The organism is Chryseobacterium sp. NRRL B-14798 (assembly GCF_050470705.1).
In the GTDB taxonomy this organism is placed as follows: domain Bacteria; phylum Bacteroidota; class Bacteroidia; order Flavobacteriales; family Weeksellaceae; genus Chryseobacterium; species Chryseobacterium cupriresistens.
This window is the reverse complement of the sequence record NZ_JBFLUL010000005.1, coordinates 1,438,444-1,462,039: the sequence shown is the minus strand read 5'-3', so window position 1 is coordinate 1,462,039 and position 23,596 is coordinate 1,438,444. Positions and strand designations below refer to the sequence as shown.

19 protein-coding genes and 1 tRNA gene are annotated in these 23,596 nt (G+C 35.9%); 10 read left to right on the top strand and 10 right to left on the bottom strand.

Annotation, left to right across the window (positions count from 1 at the left end; genetic code table 11):
- Nucleotides 1-38: 38 nt before the first annotated feature.
- On the top strand, nt 39-347 hold the full coding sequence (locus tag AB1278_RS06975) for a GIY-YIG nuclease family protein (RefSeq protein ID WP_429813250.1): 309 nt from the start codon (nt 39-41) through the stop codon (nt 345-347).
- Between the two features lie 54 nt (nt 348-401).
- Nucleotides 402-1,703 (top strand): glycosyl transferase family 1, encoded by a 1,302-nt coding sequence (locus AB1278_RS06970; RefSeq protein WP_429813247.1) that lies wholly within the window; start codon nt 402-404, stop codon nt 1,701-1,703.
- A 61-nt stretch (nt 1,704-1,764) separates the two neighbouring features.
- Here AB1278_RS06970 and AB1278_RS06965 read toward each other — a convergent pair whose 3' ends face one another.
- The gene (locus tag AB1278_RS06965) at nt 1,765-2,406 is read right to left on the bottom strand and encodes a hypothetical protein (RefSeq protein WP_411413927.1); all 642 of its coding nucleotides are present in this window, start codon (nt 2,404-2,406) and stop codon (nt 1,765-1,767) included.
- 130 nt (nt 2,407-2,536) lie between these two features.
- Between AB1278_RS06965 and AB1278_RS06960 the strand changes: the two genes are divergently transcribed.
- A complete protein-coding gene (locus AB1278_RS06960; RefSeq protein ID WP_137905742.1) occupies nt 2,537-3,508 on the top strand; it encodes a YpdA family putative bacillithiol disulfide reductase in 972 nt (323 codons plus the stop codon).
- Between the two features lie 77 nt (nt 3,509-3,585).
- Here AB1278_RS06960 and AB1278_RS06955 read toward each other — a convergent pair whose 3' ends face one another.
- Nucleotides 3,586-4,767 carry an MFS transporter gene (locus AB1278_RS06955; protein ID WP_110010204.1) on the bottom strand — a complete coding sequence of 394 codons (1,182 nt, stop codon included), beginning with the start codon at nt 4,765-4,767 and terminating at the stop codon, nt 3,586-3,588.
- A 297-nt stretch (nt 4,768-5,064) separates the two neighbouring features.
- Here AB1278_RS06955 and AB1278_RS06950 point away from each other — a divergent pair, with 297 nt between their 5' ends.
- From AB1278_RS06950 to AB1278_RS06940, 3 genes are all read left to right on the top strand, one after another.
- Nucleotides 5,065-5,943, top strand: coding sequence for an AraC family transcriptional regulator (locus AB1278_RS06950; RefSeq protein ID WP_120231945.1), 879 nt, complete (start codon nt 5,065-5,067; stop codon nt 5,941-5,943).
- An 89-nt stretch (nt 5,944-6,032) separates the two neighbouring features.
- Nucleotides 6,033-7,961: an oleate hydratase gene (locus AB1278_RS06945; protein ID WP_429813243.1), complete on the top strand. Its 1,929-nt coding sequence runs from the start codon at nt 6,033-6,035 to the stop codon at nt 7,959-7,961.
- 11 nt (nt 7,962-7,972) lie between these two features.
- Nucleotides 7,973-8,869, top strand: a complete 897-nt coding sequence (locus AB1278_RS06940; RefSeq protein ID WP_429813240.1) for a 3-hydroxyacyl-CoA dehydrogenase — start codon at nt 7,973-7,975, stop codon at nt 8,867-8,869.
- Nucleotides 8,870-8,958: 89 nt separating this feature from the next.
- Here AB1278_RS06940 and AB1278_RS06935 read toward each other — a convergent pair whose 3' ends face one another.
- Nucleotides 8,959-10,632, bottom strand: coding sequence for a glutamine--tRNA ligase/YqeY domain fusion protein (locus tag AB1278_RS06935; RefSeq protein ID WP_227942948.1), 1,674 nt, complete (start codon nt 10,630-10,632; stop codon nt 8,959-8,961).
- Between the two features lie 153 nt (nt 10,633-10,785).
- Here AB1278_RS06935 and AB1278_RS06930 point away from each other — a divergent pair, with 153 nt between their 5' ends.
- A complete protein-coding gene (locus AB1278_RS06930; protein WP_429813237.1) occupies nt 10,786-11,916 on the top strand; it encodes an alpha/beta hydrolase in 1,131 nt (376 codons plus the stop codon).
- A 566-nt stretch (nt 11,917-12,482) separates the two neighbouring features.
- Here AB1278_RS06930 and menC read toward each other — a convergent pair.
- Nucleotides 12,483-13,487, bottom strand: a complete 1,005-nt coding sequence (menC, locus tag AB1278_RS06925) for an o-succinylbenzoate synthase (protein WP_429813234.1) — start codon at nt 13,485-13,487, stop codon at nt 12,483-12,485.
- Nucleotides 13,487-14,503, bottom strand: a complete 1,017-nt coding sequence (fbp, locus tag AB1278_RS06920) for a class 1 fructose-bisphosphatase (protein WP_110010152.1) — start codon at nt 14,501-14,503, stop codon at nt 13,487-13,489. Before fbp ends, menC begins: the two co-directional genes overlap by 1 nt.
- A gap of 324 nt (nt 14,504-14,827) precedes the next feature.
- Here fbp and AB1278_RS06915 point away from each other — a divergent pair, with 324 nt between their 5' ends.
- The 3 genes from AB1278_RS06915 (at nt 14,828) to AB1278_RS06905 (ending at nt 18,112) form a co-directional block, all read left to right on the top strand.
- On the top strand, nt 14,828-16,066 hold the full coding sequence (locus AB1278_RS06915; RefSeq protein WP_202838923.1) for an aspartate kinase: 1,239 nt from the start codon (nt 14,828-14,830) through the stop codon (nt 16,064-16,066).
- A 22-nt stretch (nt 16,067-16,088) separates the two neighbouring features.
- Nucleotides 16,089-17,930, top strand: a complete 1,842-nt coding sequence (locus AB1278_RS06910; protein ID WP_202838922.1) for a lysophospholipid acyltransferase family protein — start codon at nt 16,089-16,091, stop codon at nt 17,928-17,930.
- A gap of 109 nt (nt 17,931-18,039) precedes the next feature.
- Nucleotides 18,040-18,112: transfer RNA gene (locus AB1278_RS06905), tRNA-Phe, on the top strand.
- A gap of 83 nt (nt 18,113-18,195) precedes the next feature.
- Here the strand turns inward: AB1278_RS06905 and AB1278_RS06900 are convergent.
- The 5 genes from AB1278_RS06900 to AB1278_RS06880 form a co-directional block, all read right to left on the bottom strand.
- Nucleotides 18,196-18,351 (bottom strand): hypothetical protein, encoded by a 156-nt coding sequence (locus tag AB1278_RS06900; RefSeq protein ID WP_202838921.1) that lies wholly within the window; start codon nt 18,349-18,351, stop codon nt 18,196-18,198.
- Between the two features lie 9 nt (nt 18,352-18,360).
- A complete protein-coding gene (gene nagB, locus AB1278_RS06895) occupies nt 18,361-20,289 on the bottom strand; it encodes a glucosamine-6-phosphate deaminase (RefSeq protein WP_202838920.1) in 1,929 nt (642 codons plus the stop codon).
- Between the two features lie 292 nt (nt 20,290-20,581).
- Entirely contained in the window at nt 20,582-20,788 is a 207-nt protein-coding gene (locus AB1278_RS06890) for a hypothetical protein (protein ID WP_202838919.1), read from the bottom strand.
- A gap of 267 nt (nt 20,789-21,055) precedes the next feature.
- Complete coding sequence (locus AB1278_RS06885; protein ID WP_238349594.1) at nt 21,056-22,333, bottom strand: hypothetical protein; 1,278 nt, start codon at nt 22,331-22,333, stop codon at nt 21,056-21,058.
- A 48-nt stretch (nt 22,334-22,381) separates the two neighbouring features.
- Nucleotides 22,382-23,584 (bottom strand): hypothetical protein, encoded by a 1,203-nt coding sequence (locus tag AB1278_RS06880; protein ID WP_429813227.1) that lies wholly within the window; start codon nt 23,582-23,584, stop codon nt 22,382-22,384.
- Between the last annotated feature and the right edge of the window lie 12 nt (nt 23,585-23,596).

The following is a 23,596-nucleotide window of genomic DNA, read 5'->3' as shown; positions in this document are numbered from 1 at the left end:
TCATTCTGAATGAAGCATAGCGTAATGAAGAATCTCAAATGAAAACATTAGGTACTCATAATTACTATGTCTATATACTGACTAATAAAACAAAGACAGTATTATATACAGGAGTCACCAACGATTTGAAGAATAGACTATACTGTCATAAAAATCCAGAAGCTGTTGAAAAAAGTTTCACCTCAAGATATAAATGCTTTTATTTAATATATTTTGAACATTTTGGTGACATTGAGACAGCAATAAATAGAGAGAAACAAATAAAAGGCTGGACCAGACAAAAGAAAAAAAACTTAATTAAAGAATTCAATCCAGATTGGAAATTTCTCAATGAAGAGATAGAGTGAGATTCTTCACTGCGCTACGCTTCGTTCAGAATGACAAAGACCATTAAGTAAAAAATGGAACAGAAGAAAATATTGATTATCACCTATTACTGGCCTCCTGCGGGAGGTCCTGGTGTTCAAAGATGGCTGAAGTTTGCAAAATATCTACCTGATTTTGGTTGGAAACCGATCATCTATACTCCGGAAAATCCAAGCTATCCATTGCTGGACGAAACACTGATGAAAGATATTCCGGAAAATATCGAGATGGTAAGAACCAAAATCTGGGAACCTTATCAGCTTGCTGAAAAACTGAATAAGAGCAATAAAAAATTCAAAGCCGGACAATTTGATGTAGGCAAAAACCAAAGTTGGAAATCTAAACTTTCAATTTGGGTAAGAGGTAATTTTTTCATTCCTGATGCCAGAGTTTTTTGGGTAAAACCATCCGTTACATTTCTGGAAAAATACCTGAAAGAAAATAAAATAGACACCATCGTTACTTCCGGTCCGCCACACTCTCTGCATCTGATTGGTTTAGGGCTTAAAAATAAAATGCCGGACCTGAAATGGGTTGCTGATTTCCGTGATCCATGGACAGAGATTTCCTACTACAAACATCTGAAATTAACTAAAAGTTCAGATAAAAAACACCGGCAGCTGGAAAGTGCTGTATTTAAGAATGCAGACATCACTTTGGCTACAAGTTACACTGATGCTGAAAACTTCAGAAAGGCCGGAGCTAATGCATTTTGTATTACGAATGGATTTGATGAAAGCGATTCAAGCAAAAAAGCAGTTGAAAATAAAAATTCACAAATTGAAAAAGCATTTACGCTAAGCTATATCGGAGTTTTGGAACAGCTGAGAAACCCTGAAAATCTTTGGAAAGCACTCGACGAACTGGTGAAAGAAAATGCTGAATTTGCGGCTGATTTTAAGTTGAAATTTGTAGGACGAATAGATGATAAAGTCCTCCACTCCATTGAAAATTCAAGTCTGAAAAATCATATTCTGAATCTTGGATATCTTGCCCATGGGAAAGCTGTTGAAGAAATGCAAAACTCGGATATGCTTCTTATTACCAATTTCCCGAACGAAGCTTCAAAAGGAATTATCCCCGGAAAAATATTTGAATATCTGGCTTCAGGAAAGCAGATTCTATCTTTCGGTCCGGACAAAGCGGATGTCGCAAAAATTCTGGAAGAAACGCAGGCAGGAAAACATTTCAGTTATCAGGATACAGAAAACATTAAAAAGTTTATTCTTGAAAAATATGAACTGTGGAAAAATGACAGCCTTATTGAAAATACCCAGCATATTGAACGGTTTTCAAGAAAAAATCTTACTCAACAGCTGACTGAAGTTTTGAAATAAAAAAGAAAGGAAGTTAGAGGCTGGAAGTTTATTCCAGTCGCTAACTTCTAACTTCTAACTTCTATATTGTCCACTGGTCATTCACAACGGCAATCAGATAATATTTACCCTCAAATTCTTCAAATACGAAACGAACCGTTTTCCAATCCATATTACCGGATTTTTCGGTTCCTTTAATATAGTTTTCTGTGAAATCAGCTTTTGGATATATCTCTTTTAAATTATTCAGGGAGTTTCCTCCGCCGATAAATTTATTCACTGAATATTGTGAAGCTGTAAAGTCTTTAGAAAAAACCCATTTGCCAAGATAATCATTGATGGTTGCTTTATAAGGATCTCCTGAACCATCCTGTGTACCCCAGGTAAACAAGGTTTTGGTAGGCTGATATTTTTCAAAATCTGCTTTAGAAAAATGTTTATCTTCCTTCAGATTAACAAAAGCGTACATTGAAAAACGGATCCCTTTTTGTGGGTGAATGAAGGAGGCAAAAGTTGCATAATCTTTAGCTTTCAGTGCTTTCAAAACCTCATCATTAACCAGCTTTAAAGCGGCTTCTTTATCCGCATGGGTCTGAACTGTACCTGCAGTGTCTGTTTTATTTTGTGCAATAGAATCTATTTCGTTCGGAACAGGTTTCCCAGCCTCTTTCTTACAGGCTGTAACAAGGCTCAAAACGAATACCGCGATCAGTAATTTTTTCATATTTTACATTTTGCAATAGGTAAAAACACCAAAACTGATGCCAAGCGATACATAATCTAAAGAGATAAAGACGATGAAGGTTAAGAGGTTTCGGCTTCTCATTTTAAAAATTACATCGTACATTTGTTAGATGGAAATGTTGGATATTCTGATTATCGGGGCCGGACCCATCGGTTTGAACTGCGCCCTTGAAGCTCAAAAAAACAATCTTAGTCATGTAATCATAGAAAAAGGAACCATTGTCAATTCACTGTACAATTATCCTTTGTACATGCGTTTTTTCTCCACTGCTGAAAAGCTGGAAATTGATGAGATTCCCTTTATTTCTACTGCTCCAAAACCTGGAAGGCAGGAAGCTCTGGAATACTATCAGGGAATTGCCAGACAAAAAAGCCTGAATATTAACCTGTATGAAAAAGTTCTGAGCGTTTCAAAGAAGGATGAGATATTTGAGATCAAAACCACCAAAGCAAATTATCAGGCTAAAAATGTAGTCATCGCTACGGGGTTTTATGATATTCCTAACCTGATGAATATTCCCGGTGAAGACCTTCCTAAAGTTAAGCATTATTATACGGAACCTTACCCTTACGCAAAGCAGAAAATTGTGGTGGTAGGCTCCAGTAATTCTGCTGTAGATGCAGCCCTGGAAACGTACAGAAAAGGAGCTGATGTAACGATGATTGTCCGTCATGCTGAGATTTCCAAAAGTGTAAAATATTGGGTAAAACCAGACATTGAAAACAGAATTGCAGAGGGCAGTATTAAAGCTCATTTTAATGCAGAAATGATCGAAATTAAAGAAAATTCTGTTGTTTTTAAAGATGAAAACGGAGCTATTCATGAAATTGACAATGATTTTGTACTGGCCATGACAGGCTATCTTCCTGATTTTGATTTTCTGAAAAATTCAGGAATAGAACTCAATGGAGACTGCCTGAATCCTTTTTACCATCCTGAAACCATGGAAACCAATATTTCCAACCTCTATCTTGCCGGTGTGGTATGCGGAGGAAAAGATACTCACCTTTGGTTCATTGAAAATTCAAGGATTCATGCCAATATGATTATTAATTCGATTCTTTCCAGATCTTCATCGTAAATGATTACAGATATTAAAAAAAGTTTCGGGCAATTTCTACGAAATTGCCCGAAACTTTTTGCTTTTAATCAAAAGCGCTATATCATCTCTTTTTCTACCTTATTTTTATCCTTAAGCATCCATGGAACGATAAAATAAAAACCAATAGCGATAACTGCCGCCAGAACTCCTGTTCCGATCCATAATGTATTGAAACCTAATTTTTCTGCTATCAGTGTTCCTATATAAGGTGTTACAATAAACGCAATGGAAAATGACATTCCGTTCAGTCCCATGTAAGCGCCTTTATTGTTCTCTCCCGAACGTAATGCCGTAATCGTTGACATAAAAGGAAGTGTCCATATTTCTCCCACGCAAAGCAATGTCATAGACAGCACAAGGGTAATCAGACTGTAATCGAAAGCGAGCATGGCATAGGAAATACCACACAGGAAAGTCCCGATCAGCATAGTAAAAGCTAAAGTAAAATACTTCTCAGCAATCTGTACCAGTCCCATTTCGAGCAGTACAATCAGAAAACCGCTGTATCCCAGAATATATCCGATATTCTGCTGGCTCAGATGAGCTGTATCCTTATAAAATATCGTCAGGGTACTGAACAGCTGGAAGAAACATATGGAAAACAGCATACAGAATACACAATAAATAAGGAATTTACTGTCGCGGTAGGGTGAACTTTCTTTTTTAATAATAATAGCTTCTTTTACCTTTTTTGCTTTCAGTTTAGCTAATCGTGCCCGGTTTTTAAAGAACCAGATATACATCAATCCCGCCAGCAAAGCAGCCAGTGCATTACTGAAAAACAGAAATTCATAAGAAATAGCCGACAAAATACCACCCAGTGCAGGACCAATGGAAAACCCAAGATTGACGGCCATACGATTGAGCGAGAAAGCACGGGTAATATTTTCAGGTTTTGCATATTTAGTAATCGCCACCGAGTTTGCGGGACGGAACGTTTCACTTACAATACTTTGGGCTAAAATAATTCCTGCCAATCCGGCTTCTGTTGTAAAAAGCGGAATCAAGCAGAATAAAGGAACGCTGAGCAGCAAACTCAGACTCTGCACCCTGTACTCTCCTATTTTATCCGTAATCATACCTCCAAGCCATGATCCGATAACCGAACCTATTCCAAAAAAGCTCAGTACAATTCCGGAATTTTCAATACTGAAATGCAAATGATTCGTCATATAAACTCCCAGAAACGGAAGTACCATAGAGCCGGCCCTGTTGATGAGCATTACCAACGCCAGCATCCAACTCTCCTGCGAGAGTCCTTTGAAAGAACTCGTATATACGTTAATTAATCTCACAATAATATTTTGGGGAAATTTGACAGTGCAAAATTAGATAAAAATAACCCAAAAGTCTTTGTTTAAACCCTATTTTTATCAATAACCTTCAACAGACAATCAACTTTAATCTGAAAAAACAGTTTTATCTGCTATATAAAAACAATAAACTTTTATAAAAATCGTAAATTGCAGTAAAAACAGATGCTTTTATACTAAATTCACTTAGAAACATAATAAAATTTTAACCAATACTGAAGAATGATAACCTACGAAAATTTACATGATACGCTATCTTTTTACAGTATTGACTGCTGCCAATCCTATTACATTTCTTCCGGAAAACCCATTTTTGAATTTCCAAAAGCTCCTTTCAGAATGGATTATTATGCACTATGTATCTGTACTGCCGGAGAAATCAATATTGAAATAGACCGTCAGAAATACAAAGTAGATGCTGACAGCTTTCTTATTGCAGCACCTTCTACCATTGTGAAATTTGGAAAAACCAGTGATGATTTTACGATGAAACTGCTGTTCTTCGACAAGAACTTTCTGATTAAAAATATTTCCAATCCTTTTATCATTGAGAAAATGAATCTTTTCTCCAAAGGCTCATACAGTATTGTAAAAACTACGGCAACCAATTCTTCACTTCTGCAAAATCTTCTGGATTACCTCGATAAAAAATCGAAAAAGCAAGGAAAATTTACAGAGGAGATTATCCGTACCATTATTTTCAATCTTCTGCTGGAGACTGCTGAGATTATGGAACAGGAAAATGCTGCAAATCCGGAAAAGGAAGAAGGAAAAAAAGACCTTTATCTCAAATTCAGTAAACTGATCCGTGAAAACATCACCCGGGAAAGAACGGTTCAGTTTTATGCGGATCAACTGCATGTTTCCAATAAATACCTCATCGAAATCATTAAGAAATCAAGCGGAAAAACACCTCATGAAGTGATTGATGAAGCATTACTGAAGGAAGCGTATGTCATGCTTGGAAACCCTGAAATCACCATATCGGAGATCGCCTTTGAGCTTCAGTTTAACTCAGCATCAGCTTTCGGCCGTTTCTTTAAAAAACATACGGCACTTTCCCCTTCGGAGTACAGAACTAAAGAAAATATTCAGTCATGAGAATTTGGGGATAATAATTCTGAACTTGGGGATATATATCGCTTTCTGAATAGAGGTACCTTTATACTGTTAATTAAAAACAATAAAAGATGAGTACGATCAATTCAAAATTCGATAAAGTTTTAAATGCCTCTGAGCAGTTTGGAAATGTAAACCACGAACCGGATTCAAGCAAAGAAGTTCAGATTAACACTCCTGAAAAGACGATGCCTTTTTCCGACCAGATCGGAAACTACCAGCGTAATAAAGGCATCCCTTTACAATCTTACGAAAACAGTAAAATCTATATTGTTGGAAGCGGAATTGCCGGCATGTCGGCAGCGTATTATTTTATCCGTGATGGCCGTGTACCCGGCAAAAATATTATTTTCCTCGACCAGCTGAATGTGGAAGGCGGATCTTTGGATGGAGCTGGTAACGCAAAAGACGGTTACATCATCCGTGGAGGTAGAGAAATGGATATGACTTATGAAAATCTATGGGATATGTTCCAGGATATTCCTGCTTTGGAGCTGCCTGCTCCTTATAGTGTATTGGATGAATACCGTCTTGTTAATGACAACGACCCGAATTACTCTAAAGCAAGATTGATCCACAATCAAGGACAGATCAAGGATTTTAGCAAATTCGGACTTGAGAAAAAAGATCAGCTGGCGATTGTAAAACTATTGCTTAAGAAAAAAGAAGAACTGGATGATCTTACAATTGAAGATTATTTTTCTCAATCTTTCCTCAACAGTAATTTCTGGTTCTTCTGGCGTTCTATGTTTGCCTTCGAAAACTGGCACAGCTTACTGGAACTGAAACTGTATATGCACAGATTCCTTCACGCCATTGACGGAATGAAAGACTTCTCATGTCTGGTATTCCCCAAATATAACCAGTACGACACGTATGTAACTCCATTAAAAAACTTCCTGGTGGAAAAAGGGGTGCAGATCCAGTTTAATACTTTGGTAAAAGATCTTGATATTCATATTAATACGGAAGGAAAAACTGTAGAAGGAATTATCACTGAACAAAATGGCGAAGAAGTAAGAATACCGGTTGGTAAAGACGACTACGTTATTGTAACTACCGGATCTATGACAGAAAGTACGTTCTACGGTGACAACAATACCGTTCCTGAGGTTACGATAGACAACAGCAGTGCAGGACAAAGTGCAGGATGGAAGCTTTGGAAAAATCTTGCTGCAAAATCTGAAGTATTCGGAAAACCTGAAAAATTCTGTAGCCACATTGAAAAATCTTCATGGGAGTCTGCTACCTTAACCTGCCGTCCTTCTGCTTTCACAGAGAAACTCAAAGAACTGTGTGTAAATGATCCTTATTCAGGAAGAACAGCCACAGGAGGTATTATTACCATTACAGATTCTAATTGGGTAATGAGCTTTACCTGCAACAGGCAACCGCACTTCCCTACTCAGCCGGATGACATCCTTGTAGTTTGGGTATATGCTTTACTGATGGATAAAGAAGGTAATTATATCAAAAAAACAATGCCTCAGTGTACCGGAAACGAGATTCTGTCCGAGCTTTGCTACCACCTTGGAATAGCAGATCAGCTGGATAATGTCACTGAAAATACCATTGTACGTACTGCATTCATGCCATATATCACGTCTATGTTTATGCCTAGAGCGATGGGAGACCGTCCGAGAGTGGTTCCTGAAGGATGTACCAACTTAGGTCTTGTAGGACAGTTTGTAGAAACCAATAACGATGTTGTCTTCACTATGGAAAGCTCTGTGAGAACTGCGAGAATAGCTGTTTACAGCCTTCTTAATCTTAACAAACAAGTGCCGGATATCAATCCGTTACAATATGACATCCGACATTTATTAAAAGCTACCCAGGCTTTGAATGACTATAAACCTTTCTTAGGAGAAGGGATTTTAAGAAAAATATTAAAAGGAACTTATTTTGAACACATCCTTGTAAACCGTCCGGAAGAAAAAGAAGAACATGAATCTTTCTTAACCAGATTTCAGGAATGGGTAAAAGGAGTAAAAGACTAAAAATAAATCTCATGGATTTTAAAAATATAACGATAGCGGGAAGCGGCGTATTAGGATATCAGATCGCTTTCCAGACGGCCTATCACGGTTTCAACGTTACCGTATATGATATCAATGATGAAGTATTGGAAAAAGCCAAAGGTAAATTCACCGCTTTAAGTGAAGCTTACAAAAAAGATCTGGGCGCAACGAAGGAACAACTTGATGCCACATTTAAAAATATCAATTATTCATCAGACCTTGCTGAAGCAGTTAAGGATGCCGATCTTCTGATAGAAGCAGTTCCAGAAGATCCAGCAATTAAAACAGAATTCTACCATAAGCTGGCTAAGGTTGCCCCGGAAAAAACAGTATTTGCAACGAATTCTTCTACTCTTCTTCCAAGTCAGTTTGCTGAGGCTACAGGAAGACCGGAGAAATTTGTAGCCCTCCATTTTGCCAATGAAATCTGGAAGCATAATACCGGAGAGGTAATGCGTCATCCGGGAACTTCTCAGGAGGTATTTGATTCTGTGATCAGATTTGCGAAAGCGATTGGAATGGTAGCACTGCCTATCCAAAAGGAACAGCCCGGGTATATTGTCAATTCATTATTGGTTCCGCTGCTTGGCGCTGCAGTCAATCTATGGGTTGATGAAGTATCAGATCTAGAAACAATTGACAAGACATGGATGGTAGCAACCGGAGCACCAGCAGGGCCATTTGGTATTCTGGATATTGTAGGAATTACGACGGCTTATAATATCAATAAGATGGAAGCTGAAGAAACTCAGGATCCACTAAAGATAAAAGCTGTAGAAAAATTAAAAAAAGAATATATTGATAAAGGAAAGCTGGGAGTATTGACCGGGGAAGGATTTTATAAATATCCAAACCCCGCCTATCAGGACAAGGATTTCCTGAAGTAGAATCTTAAATTTCAGATTTTTAGCTATTAAAATAAATCAGGACTTCAATTGAAGTCCTGATTTTTGTTTTTATGATCTGTTCCTGAAAATTATTCAGGTTTATAAGAATCTTTCAATGTTACTGTTCTGTTGAATACCAAGGTATCTTCAGTAGAATCCTGATCTTTTGTAAAATATCCGATTCTCTGGAACTGTAATGGTTCTCCTACAGCAACCTCTTTCAGGCTTGGTTCAGCAAATCCTTTCACCGTAGTTACAGACTCAGGATTGATGAAGTTTAAGAAATCTACATCTTTTTCCGCATCAGGCTGTTCCACTGTAAACAGTTGGTTGTAGATTCTTACTTCTACAGGAATAGCATGTTTTGCAGATACCCAATGTAAAGTTCCTTTTACTTTTCTTAAACTTTCCTCTGTTCCGCTTCCCGACTTACTCTTCTCATCATAAGTAGCGTAGATCGTTGTAATCTCACCATTTTCATCCTTCTCCACTCTTTCGGCTTTGATGATGTAAGCAGACTTCAAACGAACTTCTCCTCCTAATTTAAGTCTGAAGAATTTATTGTTAGCTTCTTCCTTGAAGTCTTCACGTTCAATATAGATTTCTCTTGAGAATGGTACTTCTCTTGTCCCTGCATCTTCCTGTTCAGGATTATTCTCAGTTTCTAACCATTCTTCCTTATCTTCCGGATAGTTTTCGATCACTAATTTCACTGGATCTACTACTGCCATTACACGCTTGGCAACCTTATTCAGGTCTTCACGCACGCAGAAATCCAGTAACTGAATTTCGATAAGGTTTTCTCTTTTCGCAACCCCTACTTTCTCAATAAAGTTTCTGATAGAAGCCGGAGTAAATCCTTTTCTTCTCATCCCCGAAATAGTAGGCATCCTAGGATCATCCCATCCGGTTACTACCCCTTCAGCTACAAGTCTCTGAAGCTTTCTTTTGGAAGTAATCATATAGGAAACATTCATCCTTGCAAATTCCCTCTGTTTGTTTTTAACCCTTCCTTCTTCATATACCTGATCTAAATACCAGTTGTACAATGGTCTGTGGTTCTCAAACTCCAGAGAGCAAAGTGAATGTGAAACCTGTTCGATATAATCGGATTCACCATGAGCCCAGTCGTACATCGGATAAATTTTCCAGGCTGTACCTGTTCTGTGGTGAGGTTTATTCAAAATTCTGTACATCACAGGGTCACGCATATTCATATTAGGCGAAACCATGTCGATTTTTGCACGAAGAGACATCGAACCGCTTTCAAACTCTCCGTTTTTCATCCTTTCGAATAAATCTAACGATTCTTCAACAGGACGGTTTCTGTATGGAGATTCAATTCCCGGCTCTGCAGGATTTTTTCTTTGCTCGGTAATCACTTCAGAAGGCTGCTCATCTACATAAGCTTTTCCTTCTTTAATCAACTGAACTGCCCAATCGTAAAGCTGCTGGAAGTAATCGGATGCATACAAAACTTTATCCCATTTGAAACCCAGCCATTCAACGTCTTTCATAATAGAGTCTACGAATTCCTGTTCTTCTTTTTCAGGGTTCGTATCGTCGAAACGAAGGTTTACGGGAGCATTGTATTTTTCGCCCAGTCCAAAGTTGATGCAGATGGCTTTTGTATGCCCTACATGCAGATAACCATTAGGTTCAGGCGGAAAACGGAAACGAATCTGCTCTCTTTTCAGACCGTTTGCCAGATCATCTTCTATAATTTGCTCAATAAAATTGAGTGATTTTTTTTCTTCTTCCATTAAAGTAGCTTTTATTTTTTAGCAAAAAAAGTTTTACAAAGTTACGGAAAAATAAGCTTTTGTAAAAGTGGTAATTTAAATGCCTTACCTGTTGTATTTCGATATTTTTTCACTAATTTCGGAAAGCTAATACCATTGTAACCATTAACCGTTATGGCTGTTTATATCCTAAGCAACCGGAAAATTATCCGGCATAAAGGTGAAAGAGTAGACTCTTTTTCCAATGAAGAATACTCGATTCCTAATTTCAGAATCGCCAAGTGCGATTTTGAGAACTACAAGGAGCCTTCAGAACAAGTCAAAAAGAAAAAGGATTATATCAACAGAAATATTTTAAATTACAAGCTTTTTTCTGAACCCGAAAAACAGGGTTATGAAGAAGTTCTGGAGGTATTGCTGAGCGAAAAAGGAATTAAAAAATCCTCTCTAACAACCAATAATCTTGGCGGAACCCAAAGAATGTTTTATGAACTGTACAAAAACATGTCTTCCACCAAAGACAGAAGTGATGTAATGATATTCATCCATGGTTATTTATATGATTTTGATGATGAATTAAAAGCTATACTTGACCTTAAAAAAATATTTATTGATAATCCGGCATCGCCTGTAGAGCATATTTTATTTGTGAGCTGGCCCGCCTCCGGCAGTATAATTCCGTTGAGTTATTTTGATGATAAAGCTTCCAGCATCAATTCGGGAACATCTTTGATGAGATTGTTCTATTTCTATACTCAATTTTTAAAAGATATTTTTTCCAACCGGGATCTTGCTCCCTGCAATCAAAGAATACATCTTGTGGCTCACTCTATGGGAAACAGAGTGCTTCAAAGTATGTTATACAGCCTTAAAAGGGAAAATATCCTTCGTGTTATCGACCAGGTTCTCCTGTTAAATGCTGATGTGAGCTATAAAGTATTTGAAGATGCTGAGGATTCATTTAATAAGCTGCCCTTACTGGCTAACAGGATTTCTATTTACTTAAACAGACAGGATATTATTCTGGCGGCTTCTCAGTTTACGAAAAATATTCTCACCCCAAGGCTGGGTAAAAATGGTCCGAGCGGTATTGATCAATATAAAGATATTGTGTCTGTCATCGACTGTACCTTTGTAAAAGATGATCTGCTTAACAATTTTAAATATGAAGCAGGAAACCATTGGGGATATCTTTCCAGTTCGCAGGTACAGCATGATATTTTCCAAAATTTATATGGAATTGACAGAAATCTTATTTCCAACAGGTCTAAAGATAATGAAAACATTTTCACAATTTTTTCTTAACAAATAATTAAAATAATCTCCAAAAAATGAATTATACGTTAAAAATCAGCTAAAAAATATCAGTATGGCACAATGATTGCTAATTCATTTGTTAGGGAATTACAATTTTTAATTATGGGACAGATTAAAAAAAGGTTTTCTAATATATTAAACTATATAAAGAAAGCCATTTTCGTAAAAGATGTGATTTAATTGAGTAACAACCTCTAAATCAACAAAATATTCGATCTATAACTGCCAGGTCCTCCTACAGACCGGATTAAAAAAAATTCAAATATTCTGAACAGGAAGGGATTGCAGGTGAAAAACTGAAACCAACCAAATCCATATTCAATACTATCTAAATATTCGTGGAATTATTACATATCTCCTTGAATTATTAATAATTCAAGGAGATATGTAATAAAAAAAAGAGGAAAATAAAAAAGTCAAAGGGGGAAGACCACCTCTTGGGTGCAACAACTGGGATCCGGCAGCGATGTGCTGCAGAGCATGGGCACCTGACTACTGTGGGCAAACTACATGTCCGGATTCACCTCCACCATTATGCTAATTAACTTTTTCAGTTATATTTTGAACCAAAGCAGCTCATTTCTGAGTTCTAAAACGGATTCAAAATTATTGACAAATAAAGCTCCAGTGCCTAAACCTTGAGGCATTGGATTTTTTTTGGTAAAAGTATACTGAGCAATGGCATTCAATCCAATATTACTTTCTAATGCTGAAGTAATCCACCAGCTTATATTCTGATTTTCTGCAAGGGAAATCCATTCATCAGAACCTGAAAAACCTCCTACTAATGCAGGTTTCAAGATAATATATTGCGGCTTGATTGTTTCCAAAAGCTGTTTCTTCTTTTCAGAATCTATCATTCCGATCAGTTCTTCATCCAATGCAATCGGAGTAGGTGTTTTTTCACATAACTCAGCCATTTCATCCCAATTTCCGGCCTTGATAGGCTGCTCAATGGAATGGATATGAAGATCAGCAAGCTGCTGTAAAACCATCACCGCCTCGTTTTTACTGAAACCTCCATTGGCATCCACACGCAGTTCCAACTGATCTTTGGAAAACTTTTCTCTTAATTTCTGAAGAATAATATGCTCAGATTTCCAATCCACACCTATTTTTAATTTGATACAGTGAAAGCCTTTTTCCAGTTTTTCCTGAATCTGTTCTTCCATATACGTTGCGTCGCCCATCCATATCAGACCGTTGATGGTAATGGCAGACTTTCCTTCAGTAAATTCACTTGGAAAATATAGGCTGCCTCCATATTTTAGATTCTGAATGGCCTGTTCATATCCAAACCAGATTGAAGGAAACTCTTTCAGTTCCTGCTTCAAAAAAACGCTGTCCTGATTAATATTTTCACAAAGCCACTTCAGTTTTTCTTCATAATCAGGTCTGTCATCAAAACTCAGCCCTCTGAAAACAGCACATTCCCCTACTCCTTTTCTTCCCTCTTTGGAAATTGTCAGAATGAAGGTCTCTTTATCAAGCAAAACGCCGCGAGATGTTCCACTCGGGCGCTTAAATTGTAATAAATATTGTACGTAAGTTGCTTCCATTATTTTACGCTGTCGATACGCATAAACTCTTCTGCTTTTTCCACCATGTCGATACTTCCACAGAAGAAAGGAATTCTCTGGTGAAGTTCTGTAGGTTCTATCTCCAAAATTCTTCTGAATCCGTCAGTTGCTTTTCCTCCGGCCTGCTCTGCAAGGAATGCCATTGGGTTACATTCGTATAACAACCTTAGTTTACCATTCGGAGCCTGTGAATAAGAAGGATAAATATAAATTCCCCCTTTCAGCATATTCCTGTGGAAATCCGCTACTAAAGAACCTATATATCTTGAAGTGTAAGGACGGTCACCTTCTTCCATCTGGCAGTATTTAAGGTAATTTTTTACCCCCTGAGGAAATTTGATATAATTTCCTTCGTTGATAGAATAGATTTTACCTGTTTTTGGGAAAGTCATATTAGGATGGGAAAGATAATATGTTCCTAGAGACGGATCTAATGTAAATCCGTTTACTCCATTACCAGTTGTATAAACAATCATGGTAGATGAACCGTAAATAACATATCCCGCAGCAATCTGATTGATACCTTTCTGTAAAAAGTCCTCCAGCTGTACCGGAGTTCCAGGTTCTGTAACTCTTCTGTAGATGGAGAAAATAGTTCCCACAGAAACATTTACATCAATATTGGAAGATCCGTCCAAAGGATCAATCAGTACAACATATTTACTTAAATGTCCGTTTTCACCGCATTTGATATCAATAAAATCATCATTTTCTTCAGAAGCAATACCACAAACAACCTCTCTCTGAGACAAAGCCGTAATAAAAATTTCGTTAGCGATTACATCAAGTTTCTGCTGTTCTTCTCCTTGGATGTTCTGGTTTCCTGCAGCTCCTGTTATATCTACAATTCCGGCCTTATTTACTTCTCTGTTTACCACTTTCGAAGCCAATCTTATTGCACTTAGAAGACGAGAAAATTCACCTGTAGAATACTGAAAATCGTCCTGTTTATCTATAAGAAATTCTCCTAAAGTCTGTAATGGTTGATTTGACATATTTTTCTTTTTACGTTTTGCCCAAATTTCGGAAAATTTATCGCATTGAGAAAATTAAATTAAAAAAGAGATTAGTTACTGTATTTCAGAAAGATACAAACAAAACATAACATTACCCAACCCATTTATTGAAAATTATGCCTCCGAATTTGCTGTTTCATGCTTATAAAAATTTGAGATTATTTCATGAATTGTTGATTTTAAGGAAATCTTAATTCTATCTCCGCATAAGGCTATTTCATATCTCGTTGTAAATTTATAATTTTGACGTCCGTAAAAAACTCATGTAATTTTTTATCTAACAATTTTATTTTTAACAATTTAATGAAAATTTTCAAGTTTGGTGGAGCATCGGTAAAAGATGCTGACAGTGTAAAAAACGTGTCCATGGTTCTAAAAAGCCAGGGATTTGCCAAATGCTTGCTGGTGATTTCAGCAATGGGTAAAACGACAAATGAGTTGGAAAAAGTTGTAGAACTTTATTTCAAAAAAGATAATTATCAAACTGAGATTGAAAAGATAAAACGAAAGCACATTGAGATTGCGGAAGGACTTTTCCCTGAAAATCATGCGGTTTTTGCGGAAATCAATCTTTTCTTTGATGATATTGATTCATTTTTACGAAGAAATAAATCTCCCAACTACAACTTCGTATACGATCAGGTGGTAAGCTGTGGAGAAATGATCTCTACTAAAATCGTGAGTGAATACCTGAATGAGATCCAATTTACAAATCAGTGGCTGGATGCCAGGGATTATATAAAAACGGATAATTCATACCGGGAAGGTACGGTAGACTGGACAAGAACGGAAGAATTTATTTCCCATCTTAATCCTGAAATCTGCTATGTAACTCAGGGATTCATCGGTTCTGACGACAACAATTTTACGGTAACATTAGGAAGAGAGGGCTCCGACTACTCCGCCGCCATTTTTGCTTACTGCTTAAATGCTGAAGCAATGACGATATGGAAAGATGTTCCGGGAGTAATGACCGGAGATCCGAGAAAGTTCAGTGATGTAACCCTTCTTTCCAATATTTCTTATGAGGAAGCTATAGAAATGGCTTATTATGGTGCCAGTGTAATTCACCCTAAAACATTACAGCCGTTACAGCAAAAAAACATTCCTTTTTATGTAAAATCTTTTGTAGAGCCTACCAAAGAAGGAACAAAAGTGGGTGCTTCTGATAAAAATCAACAGGAAGAATCTTATATTCTGAAAGAAAATCAGGATCTTTTGAAAATCTCTACAAGAGATTTCTCTTTCATTGCAGAAGATCACATGAGCCTTATTTTTGGATATTTATCCAAATACAAAATTAAAGTTTCCCTTATGCAGAATTCTGCTATCTCTCTGGCACTGTGCCTTGAGGATAAATTTAATCATATTGATGAGCTCAATGAAGAGCTTCAAAAAATTTTTAAAACCGAAGCAATTAAAAATGTATCTTTATTCACAGTAAGAAATGCGAAGAAGGATCACATTGATAAATTTTACCATGAAAAAAATGTATTATTGGAACAAATCTCCAAGAATACTCTTCAAATGGTAACACAATAATATTAATTGCGACTAAACACACATGAGTTTAATTTCGAAAAACGATCTGATCAAAGCTTCCGGCTTAAATAAAATTGGGTTTCTCAAGAACCCGGTAGCATCTGCTGTGATGAGCATTGCTAAAATAAACGAAGTAAATAAATTATACGATAAATTAAAAGACAAGGAAGGCAAAGACTTTTTCGACTCATTTGTGAGAGAAAGAAACCTAAGCTATGTAGCTTTTGAAGAGGATCTGGCAAAGATTCCGAAAACGGGACCGTTTATTCTCGTTTCCAATCACCCGCTGGGTGCTATTGACGGTATTCTGATGTGCAAGATCCTGACAGAGGTTCGTCCGGATTTCAAGGTAATGGGGAATTTCCTTTTGGAAAAGATCAAACCTATGGAGCCGTATGTAATCGCTGTAAATCCTTTTGAAAACAGAAAAGAAGCTTACAGCAGCTCTTCGGGAATGCGTGAAACCCTCAAGCATTTACAAAACGGAGGCTGTGTAGGTATTTTTCCGGCAGGAGAAGTTTCCAACAAAAACAATCCTTACGGAGAGATTTTAGATAAAGATTGGGAAAAGACGGCACTTAAGCTTATCAGAATGGCTAAAGTGCCGGTAGTTCCTATGTATTTCCATGCCAAGAACAGCAGACTTTTTTATCAGGTAGCCAAGCTTCACCCGAATTTACAAACTCTTATGCTTCCTGCAGAAATGATGAATGACAGGGAAAAACCTATCAGAATCAGAATCGGACGTCCTATTACCGTAAAGGCAATGGACGACATGGAAACGATTGAGGAATTGGGAGAGTTTCTGAAACGTAAGGTGTATATGATGAAATCTTACTATGAAAAAAGAAAATCCCTTGCTCAAAGCATTAACCTTCAGAATTTATCTGTCAAATTTCCTTTACTCAAGGAGGAAAATATTGTTCAGAATATCATTGATGAAACACCTCTGGAAGACATTATCAAAGATGTTGATAAACTGAGAGGAACTGATAAAATGCTTTTCAGTAACGGAAATTATGAGATCTACTTTACGACTTACGAAGAAATCCCTTCTATTATGAGGGAAATCGGACGTCAGAGAGAGCTTACTTTCCGTGCAGTAGGTGAGGGAAGTAATCTTCCATTTGACCTTGATGAGTATGACAAACATTACCACCATCTTTTCCTATGGGATAACGGTGAGAAAAAACTGGCTGGTGCTTACAGAATGGCATTGGGTAGAGAGGTAATGAAGAAATACGGCATCAAAGGCTTCTATACAAGCTCTTTATTTGAGTTTGAACAGGACATTCATCCTTTCTTCAAAAAAGTGATTGAAATGGGTCGTGCTTACATCTGCCAGGAATATCAGCAGAAACCTCTTCCACTCTTCCTTTTATGGAGAGGGATTGTGCATGTATGTCTGAGAAATCCTGATCATAAATTCCTTATGGGTGGCGTGAGTATTTCGAACAAGTTCTCTGAGTTCTCAAAATCGCTGATGATTGAGTTTATGCGTTCCAATTATTTTGATTCTGCAGTAGCTCAGTATATCACTCCAAGGAATGAATATAAAGTAAAGCTTCGTGACAGAGATAAAAACATTTTCTTTGAGGAAATGGAGTCTGATTTGAATAAGCTGGACAAGATTATTGATGATCTTGAACCTGAATTGAGACTTCCTGTTCTGATCAAAAAATACATTAAACAAAATGCTAAAGTAATTGCTTTCAACGTAGATCCAAACTTCAACGATGCGATCGATGGATTGATGTATATCCGAATCAGTGATCTTCCGGAAAACACGATTAAACCGGTATTGGAAGAGATGAGTGAACAGATCAGAAAAGAGCAGGAAAATAATCCGACTGATAATCAGTAAGTTTTTAACTTTATTTAAAAAAAGTACGATGAATACTTGCTTTGTATACTAAAACTTACTACTTTTGCATCACTTTAAAACAACGAAGTAAGTCAAACAAAAATATAATGGTTTCTTAGCTCAGTTGGTAGAGCAATGGATTGAAAATCCATGTGTCCCTGGTTCGATTCCTGGAGAAACCACTTTAAAACCTCTGATTAGTCAGAGGTTTTTTTGTTTTTATGGAGTAATGATCAAGCACAATTATTAGGGCTATACAAAAAGTTTAGTTAATCTGTCCGATATATTCTGCCAACAGCTGTAGGTAGAGAAATTCCCACACAAAATATGGGAATTTCCATCTGTAGCTTCCAAAGTATTTATCAAAATTCGATTTCAATACCTGCATTTTTGTGATAAAATTCTTTCTTTTAAAGGACATGAACTGTTTTTAGAACTTCCATCTTACAAAAGCTTCCATGGCAGCATAGGTAGCAAGTCCCATTTTATGGTAGGTCTCTGCCGTTTCTCTGTTTCTTTCTTCTGCTCTCTGCCAGAATTCTCTCGTATCTGTCCCTTGAAATACTACTCCATCTTTTTGAGATTGATGTTTGAAAATCCCATAGCGTTTTTCCAAAATTTGATCCGGACTTAATGGTACTGCCATTTCTATTTCTTCTATAGACCATTCTTTCCATGCTCCTCTGTATAGCCATAACCAACAATCTTTCATGTATTCCTTGGATTTTAAATTTTTAACAGATTCAAAAACAGCATCCAGACACACTTTATGTGTTCCATGAGGATCTGCTAAATCACCTGCCGCATATATCTGATGTGGTTTTACGCTATCTATAATATCTGTTACAATTTCTATATCCTCTGTACTCAATGGTTTTTTTTCTATTCTGCCTGTTTCATAGAATGGCATTTCCAAAAAATGAATATGGGTGTCTGGTATTCCCACGTAATAACAAGTAGATCTTGCTTCCCCTTTTCTTATTAAGCCTTTTATATGTCTTACTTCAGGAATATCTATATCACTGTTTCTCTTATTTTGCAAAAATTTGATGGCTTTGTCAAAAATCTTTTGCGCTGCATTATTTTCGATGCCAAACATTTCATTGTAATCACACACAAAATTGGCAAACCGCAATGCTTCAGAATCTGCTACGGCTATGTTACCGGAAGTTTGATAAGCTACATGAACTTCATGCCCCTGTTGGTGCAGCCGTATGAAAGTTCCGCCCATACTGATAATATCGTCATCCGGATGCGGACTGAATATCAGGATTCTTTTCTTGGCGGGGGCTTTCCTTTCTGGCCTGTTACTGTCATCTGCTCCCGGCTTACCTCCCGGCCAACCCGTTATGGTGTGTTGTAATTTATTGAAAATCTCGATATTGATATTATAAGCAGGACCTTTGTCTGCTAACAAATCGCTCATTCCGTTTTCTATATAGTCAGAATCGGTAAGCTTTAATATAGGTTTCTCTATTTTTTGGGCTAATCCCAAAACTGCTTTTCGGGTTAATGCATCAGTCCATTCTATTTTTTCTACCAGCCATGGCGTATTAATTCGGGTAAGTTTATGAGCTGCTGCCTGATCCAATACAAAAGTTGCGTTTTTATGTTCCTGCAAATAAGAAGCCGGCACCAGGTTGGTAACAGGACCTTCTACAGACTCTTTGATGATATTTGATTTAGATTCACCCCACGCTAATAGTATTACTCTTTTCGCCTCCATTATTTTCTTCACTCCCAATGTAATAGCTGTTCTGGGGGTATTTGACAGCCCCAAAAACTCATTGCTTGCTGCTACTCTTGTGATATGATCTAAAGCTACAAGACGGGTTTTGGAATTTTGTAGGGAGCCCGATTCATTAAACCCGATATGACCATTACCGCCAATACCCAGAATCTGCAAATCTATCCCACCTAAGGCTTCTATTTTAAGTTCGTACTCTGTACAGTAATCTGCTATTTCCTCTTTAGATAATGTTCCGTCAGGAATGTGATAGTTTTCAGGAAGAATATCTACTTTATCAAACAACAGTTCTTTCATAAAACGAACATAACTATGTACGGAATCCGGTTCCATAGGATAATATTCGTCAAGGTTGAAAGCAATTACGTTTTTGAAACTCAATGCTTCTTCTCTGTGCATGCGTACCAATTCAGCGTATAAGCTCTTGGGTGAGGAGCCGGTAGCCAAACCTAAAATGCAGGGTTGTTTTTGAGACTGCTTTACACGGATAAGGTCTGAAACCTCTTTTGCTACTGATTTTGAAGCTGAAAGTGAATCCGTGAAAATAACCGTTTCTATCTTTTCAAATCTTTTTTCAAATCCTGTAGAAGAATCTATTGTGCTTTTTAACATAGTAATTTGGTTTTGGAAAGTGATAAAATTAAATTATATATAGAACTTGTATTTCTAATTTCAATAAAAAAAACAAATAAAAGAGATACTTCATATATACATCATATCATTATATAATTAATTATCAATACTTTAAAGTTAAAAAGATAAAGTCTATTTGTGGCGTTCGGAAGATTGGCAATATCTATTTATATGGAGTTCAACTGTATTCTCAAACTGTTTCCGGTAGAAATCATAGGTACATTCAAAGCAAAAATGTTCGGGAAGTTCACAAAATGATTAAAATTTCAGTTTAGTAATCAACTCCATTATTACGATACATAACAAACTCTTTATCACATTTATCCAAAAAGCTAACGTATAAAAAATGTGATTGAGAATCTGAGTCAATGATTCTTCCAAAAATATTTTTGATTTTTTTATTAAAATCTTCAGTACCAAGAGTATTATAGCCATTTGAATTTAATAATTCATGAGCTACTATGGCTGTTGCTTCCAATTCTTTAGTCTCAAATTGAATTTTTGGTAGTCCTGCACCAATAGTGTAGGTTGATCCCTGTTTAAGTTTTTTTTAAGACATTTTCGACGATACTATCACTCTTATATTTTGTACCAATAATAGAATGAATATCTTTTTTTTCTTGCCCGTTATTATTACCACTAACGAATAGTAGAGATACCATCAAAACATTTAGTATTTTCATCGTATAAATTTGTGTTTCACAATTAAAAAGAAGCACACCCATTTCTGACTGTGCTTGATATATTATTTTTTAGGATGTTGTTTTCGCCATTCTGTAATATTCATAGGTCGGTTATCCGGGCCGCAAGTACTATTGTACTCACATTCTTCGACAAAATATTCATCATAGTCTGCATTATCCCACCATTCTTTAAATTTTGGAAGGTTGAAATAATTATTTTTCTGTAGAATATCTACTTCTTCCTGATCTAAAAAGAATCTTAACCTTCCCATCATCTTAGAGTTATCTCCATATCCAGAAACAAATCTTTTGTCATACTTATATTGTTCAGCAAAATAAACAATATTCGCTAGTATTTTAACTTTATCTTCCTTTGAAACACCCGTTTCTTTGTTATTAAAATCAGCAAAATATTCAATATATCCTTTGATATAATCAAGTAAAAATCTATTTTCATTTGACATATCGTTTGTTATATCCGGAGTATAAATCTCTTGTAAAATTTTAAAAGTATTAGCATGTATTTTTACTGTTTCATCACATTGCTTTACCCAAAACAAATTCCCATAATCAGACGGATCTTTTTTATCAAACTTTGTTCTTTCAATAACCCACTTCAATAAATCCATATCCTGAGTGTAGCCAAAAGTTTTTACTAAAGCCTCCATAAAATATGAATCATTAAGAGTAAGCCATTTATAACAAGCTTTATTATCATTGAACAGATAGAGGTTGCGGGCAAGAATTGTTTTAATATTTCTTTCACGAATCTCTTTTAAATCTGTAAAATCTTTCCAGTAATATATTTTCACCTCTACTGCATGATTATTATTCTCAGCATCTTTTTCAAACTGAAATAATTCAGGATTTTTAGTATAATCCATTATTTCAGGAATACTGTATAAATCTGAAATGAAAGATCCATTCTTAAAAATATAAGTACTATATGGATTTACATCGATACTGTTTGAATTTTTATACAATTTCAGGTCCTTCGAACATTTATCTTCAAAATTGATATGTAAATACTTTGACTCTGATTTAGGATCAATTACTCTTTTGAAGATCATATTAATTTTAGTAATGAATTCTTCTGCACTTGGTTTTTTATATCCATTATCATCTAATTCTTTTGCTATAACAGATTCTGTAGCTTGTAAATCTTTCAATGCAAAGTTATAGGTTGGATAATCCGTCTCACTTTTCTCTCCACTTACACCAGCTGCCAATTGTGATTTCAGAACGGATAAAAATGAGATATCGGGATTTACAGCTGTATTTTGGGAGTGAAAATTATTTAACAACAATACCGCCAGGAAAAATAAAATTCTTTTTATCATCGTTGTGTTTTTAATAAAAGCACAGCTTTTAAACTGTGCTCTCAATATTTATTTCTTAGGATGTTGTTTTCTCCATTCTGCATAATCCATAGGTTGGTATCCCGAACCGCAACTTCCTTCATATTCGCACTCACCTACATAATAAGCATCATAATCCGCACTATCCCACCATTCTTTAAATTTTGGAAGACTGAAAAAATTATTTTCTTTTATAACCTTAAAATCATCATCATTCAAAAAATAACGAAGTCTAGCCATCATCTTATTATCATCATTAAATTTTTTATCATAATTATATTGTTCAGCAAAATATGCCAAGTTTGCCATTAGTTTTAATTTTTCGTTTCTTGTAAGGTCAGTGGATTTATCACGTCCTAAAAATTCTAAATAGCTTTTGATATTATCAATAATAAATCTATTTTCAGATGGGTCATTTGGTATATGGAGTTTTTGAAGAAGCTTGAATGTATCTGCATGCAGTTTGAATTTTCCATTACACACTTTAACCCAAAAGAGCTTACCAAAATTCCGGGGATCCTTTTCATCAAATTTCGTTCTTTCAATAACCCATTTTAATAAATCAGGATCTTTTGTGTATCCGAAAGTTTTAACTAAACTTTCCATGAAACTTTGATCATTTAAAATAAGCCATTTGAATTGTGGCTTACTATCATTAAAAAGGTACATATTACGTGCAATAATATATCGTGGAACTTTAATTTTAAAAGAATTATCACCATTAATATTTATTAATTCCTTTAATAAAAGTATTGGAAAAATAAACTGATTATTAGTATTGATAAAAGTATTCTGAGTAGTTGAATAAAGTTCATACTTACTTTGTTCAAGTGTCCCAGGATTACCATCAAGGTGATTACCAAATACTGTTATGTACCCATTCGTTTGATCAATACTCACGCATTTATTAGAACTATGACTGATTGAAAAAATAGTTTCAATCTTATTGTTGAAGGATTCAGCTTTTGGTTCAATATAACCATTACTGATCAGATCATCATAGATAATAGAAGAAGCTAATTTTAGATCTTCTACATTCAAATTATAAGAATCATCATATTCCACTTCATCAGACTCAATTTTCTCTTGTAGTTTAATATGTTTTTTAATGTTTTCAACTAAATTTTGTGAGTTTGTATATTGCTTATTTATAGTATTCATGCTGTTATCTTGTCCCATACTATTACAAGCAATGAGTAGTAGAATAATTGTGAAAATATTTGAAGTTTGCATCACTAATTGTGT

What these genes read in the sequence shown, in the direction of transcription:
- AB1278_RS06975 (WP_429813250.1), top strand. Translation starts at nt 39, where the DNA reads ATGAAAACATTAGGTACTCATAATTACTATGTCTATATACTGACTAAT.
- AB1278_RS06970 (WP_429813247.1), top strand. Translation starts at nt 402, where the DNA reads ATGGAACAGAAGAAAATATTGATTATCACCTATTACTGGCCTCCTGCG.
- AB1278_RS06965 (WP_411413927.1), bottom strand. Translation starts at nt 2,406, where the DNA reads ATGAAAAAATTACTGATCGCGGTATTCGTTTTGAGCCTTGTTACAGCC.
- AB1278_RS06960 (WP_137905742.1), top strand. Translation starts at nt 2,537, where the DNA reads ATGGAAATGTTGGATATTCTGATTATCGGGGCCGGACCCATCGGTTTG.
- AB1278_RS06955 (WP_110010204.1), bottom strand. Translation starts at nt 4,767, where the DNA reads ATGCTGGCGTTGGTAATGCTCATCAACAGGGCCGGCTCTATGGTACTT.
- AB1278_RS06950 (WP_120231945.1), top strand. Translation starts at nt 5,065, where the DNA reads ATGATAACCTACGAAAATTTACATGATACGCTATCTTTTTACAGTATT.
- AB1278_RS06945 (WP_429813243.1), top strand. Translation starts at nt 6,033, where the DNA reads ATGAGTACGATCAATTCAAAATTCGATAAAGTTTTAAATGCCTCTGAG.
- AB1278_RS06940 (WP_429813240.1), top strand. Translation starts at nt 7,973, where the DNA reads ATGGATTTTAAAAATATAACGATAGCGGGAAGCGGCGTATTAGGATAT.
- AB1278_RS06935 (WP_227942948.1), bottom strand. Translation starts at nt 10,632, where the DNA reads ATGGAAGAAGAAAAAAAATCACTCAATTTTATTGAGCAAATTATAGAA.
- AB1278_RS06930 (WP_429813237.1), top strand. Translation starts at nt 10,786, where the DNA reads ATGGCTGTTTATATCCTAAGCAACCGGAAAATTATCCGGCATAAAGGT.
- menC (WP_429813234.1), bottom strand. Translation starts at nt 13,487, where the DNA reads ATGGAAGCAACTTACGTACAATATTTATTACAATTTAAGCGCCCGAGT.
- fbp (WP_110010152.1), bottom strand. Translation starts at nt 14,503, where the DNA reads ATGTCAAATCAACCATTACAGACTTTAGGAGAATTTCTTATAGATAAA.
- AB1278_RS06915 (WP_202838923.1), top strand. Translation starts at nt 14,828, where the DNA reads ATGAAAATTTTCAAGTTTGGTGGAGCATCGGTAAAAGATGCTGACAGT.
- AB1278_RS06910 (WP_202838922.1), top strand. Translation starts at nt 16,089, where the DNA reads ATGAGTTTAATTTCGAAAAACGATCTGATCAAAGCTTCCGGCTTAAAT.
- AB1278_RS06900 (WP_202838921.1), bottom strand. Translation starts at nt 18,351, where the DNA reads ATGTCCTTTAAAAGAAAGAATTTTATCACAAAAATGCAGGTATTGAAA.
- nagB (WP_202838920.1), bottom strand. Translation starts at nt 20,289, where the DNA reads ATGTTAAAAAGCACAATAGATTCTTCTACAGGATTTGAAAAAAGATTT.
- AB1278_RS06885 (WP_238349594.1), bottom strand. Translation starts at nt 22,333, where the DNA reads ATGATAAAAAGAATTTTATTTTTCCTGGCGGTATTGTTGTTAAATAAT.
- AB1278_RS06880 (WP_429813227.1), bottom strand. Translation starts at nt 23,584, where the DNA reads ATGCAAACTTCAAATATTTTCACAATTATTCTACTACTCATTGCTTGT.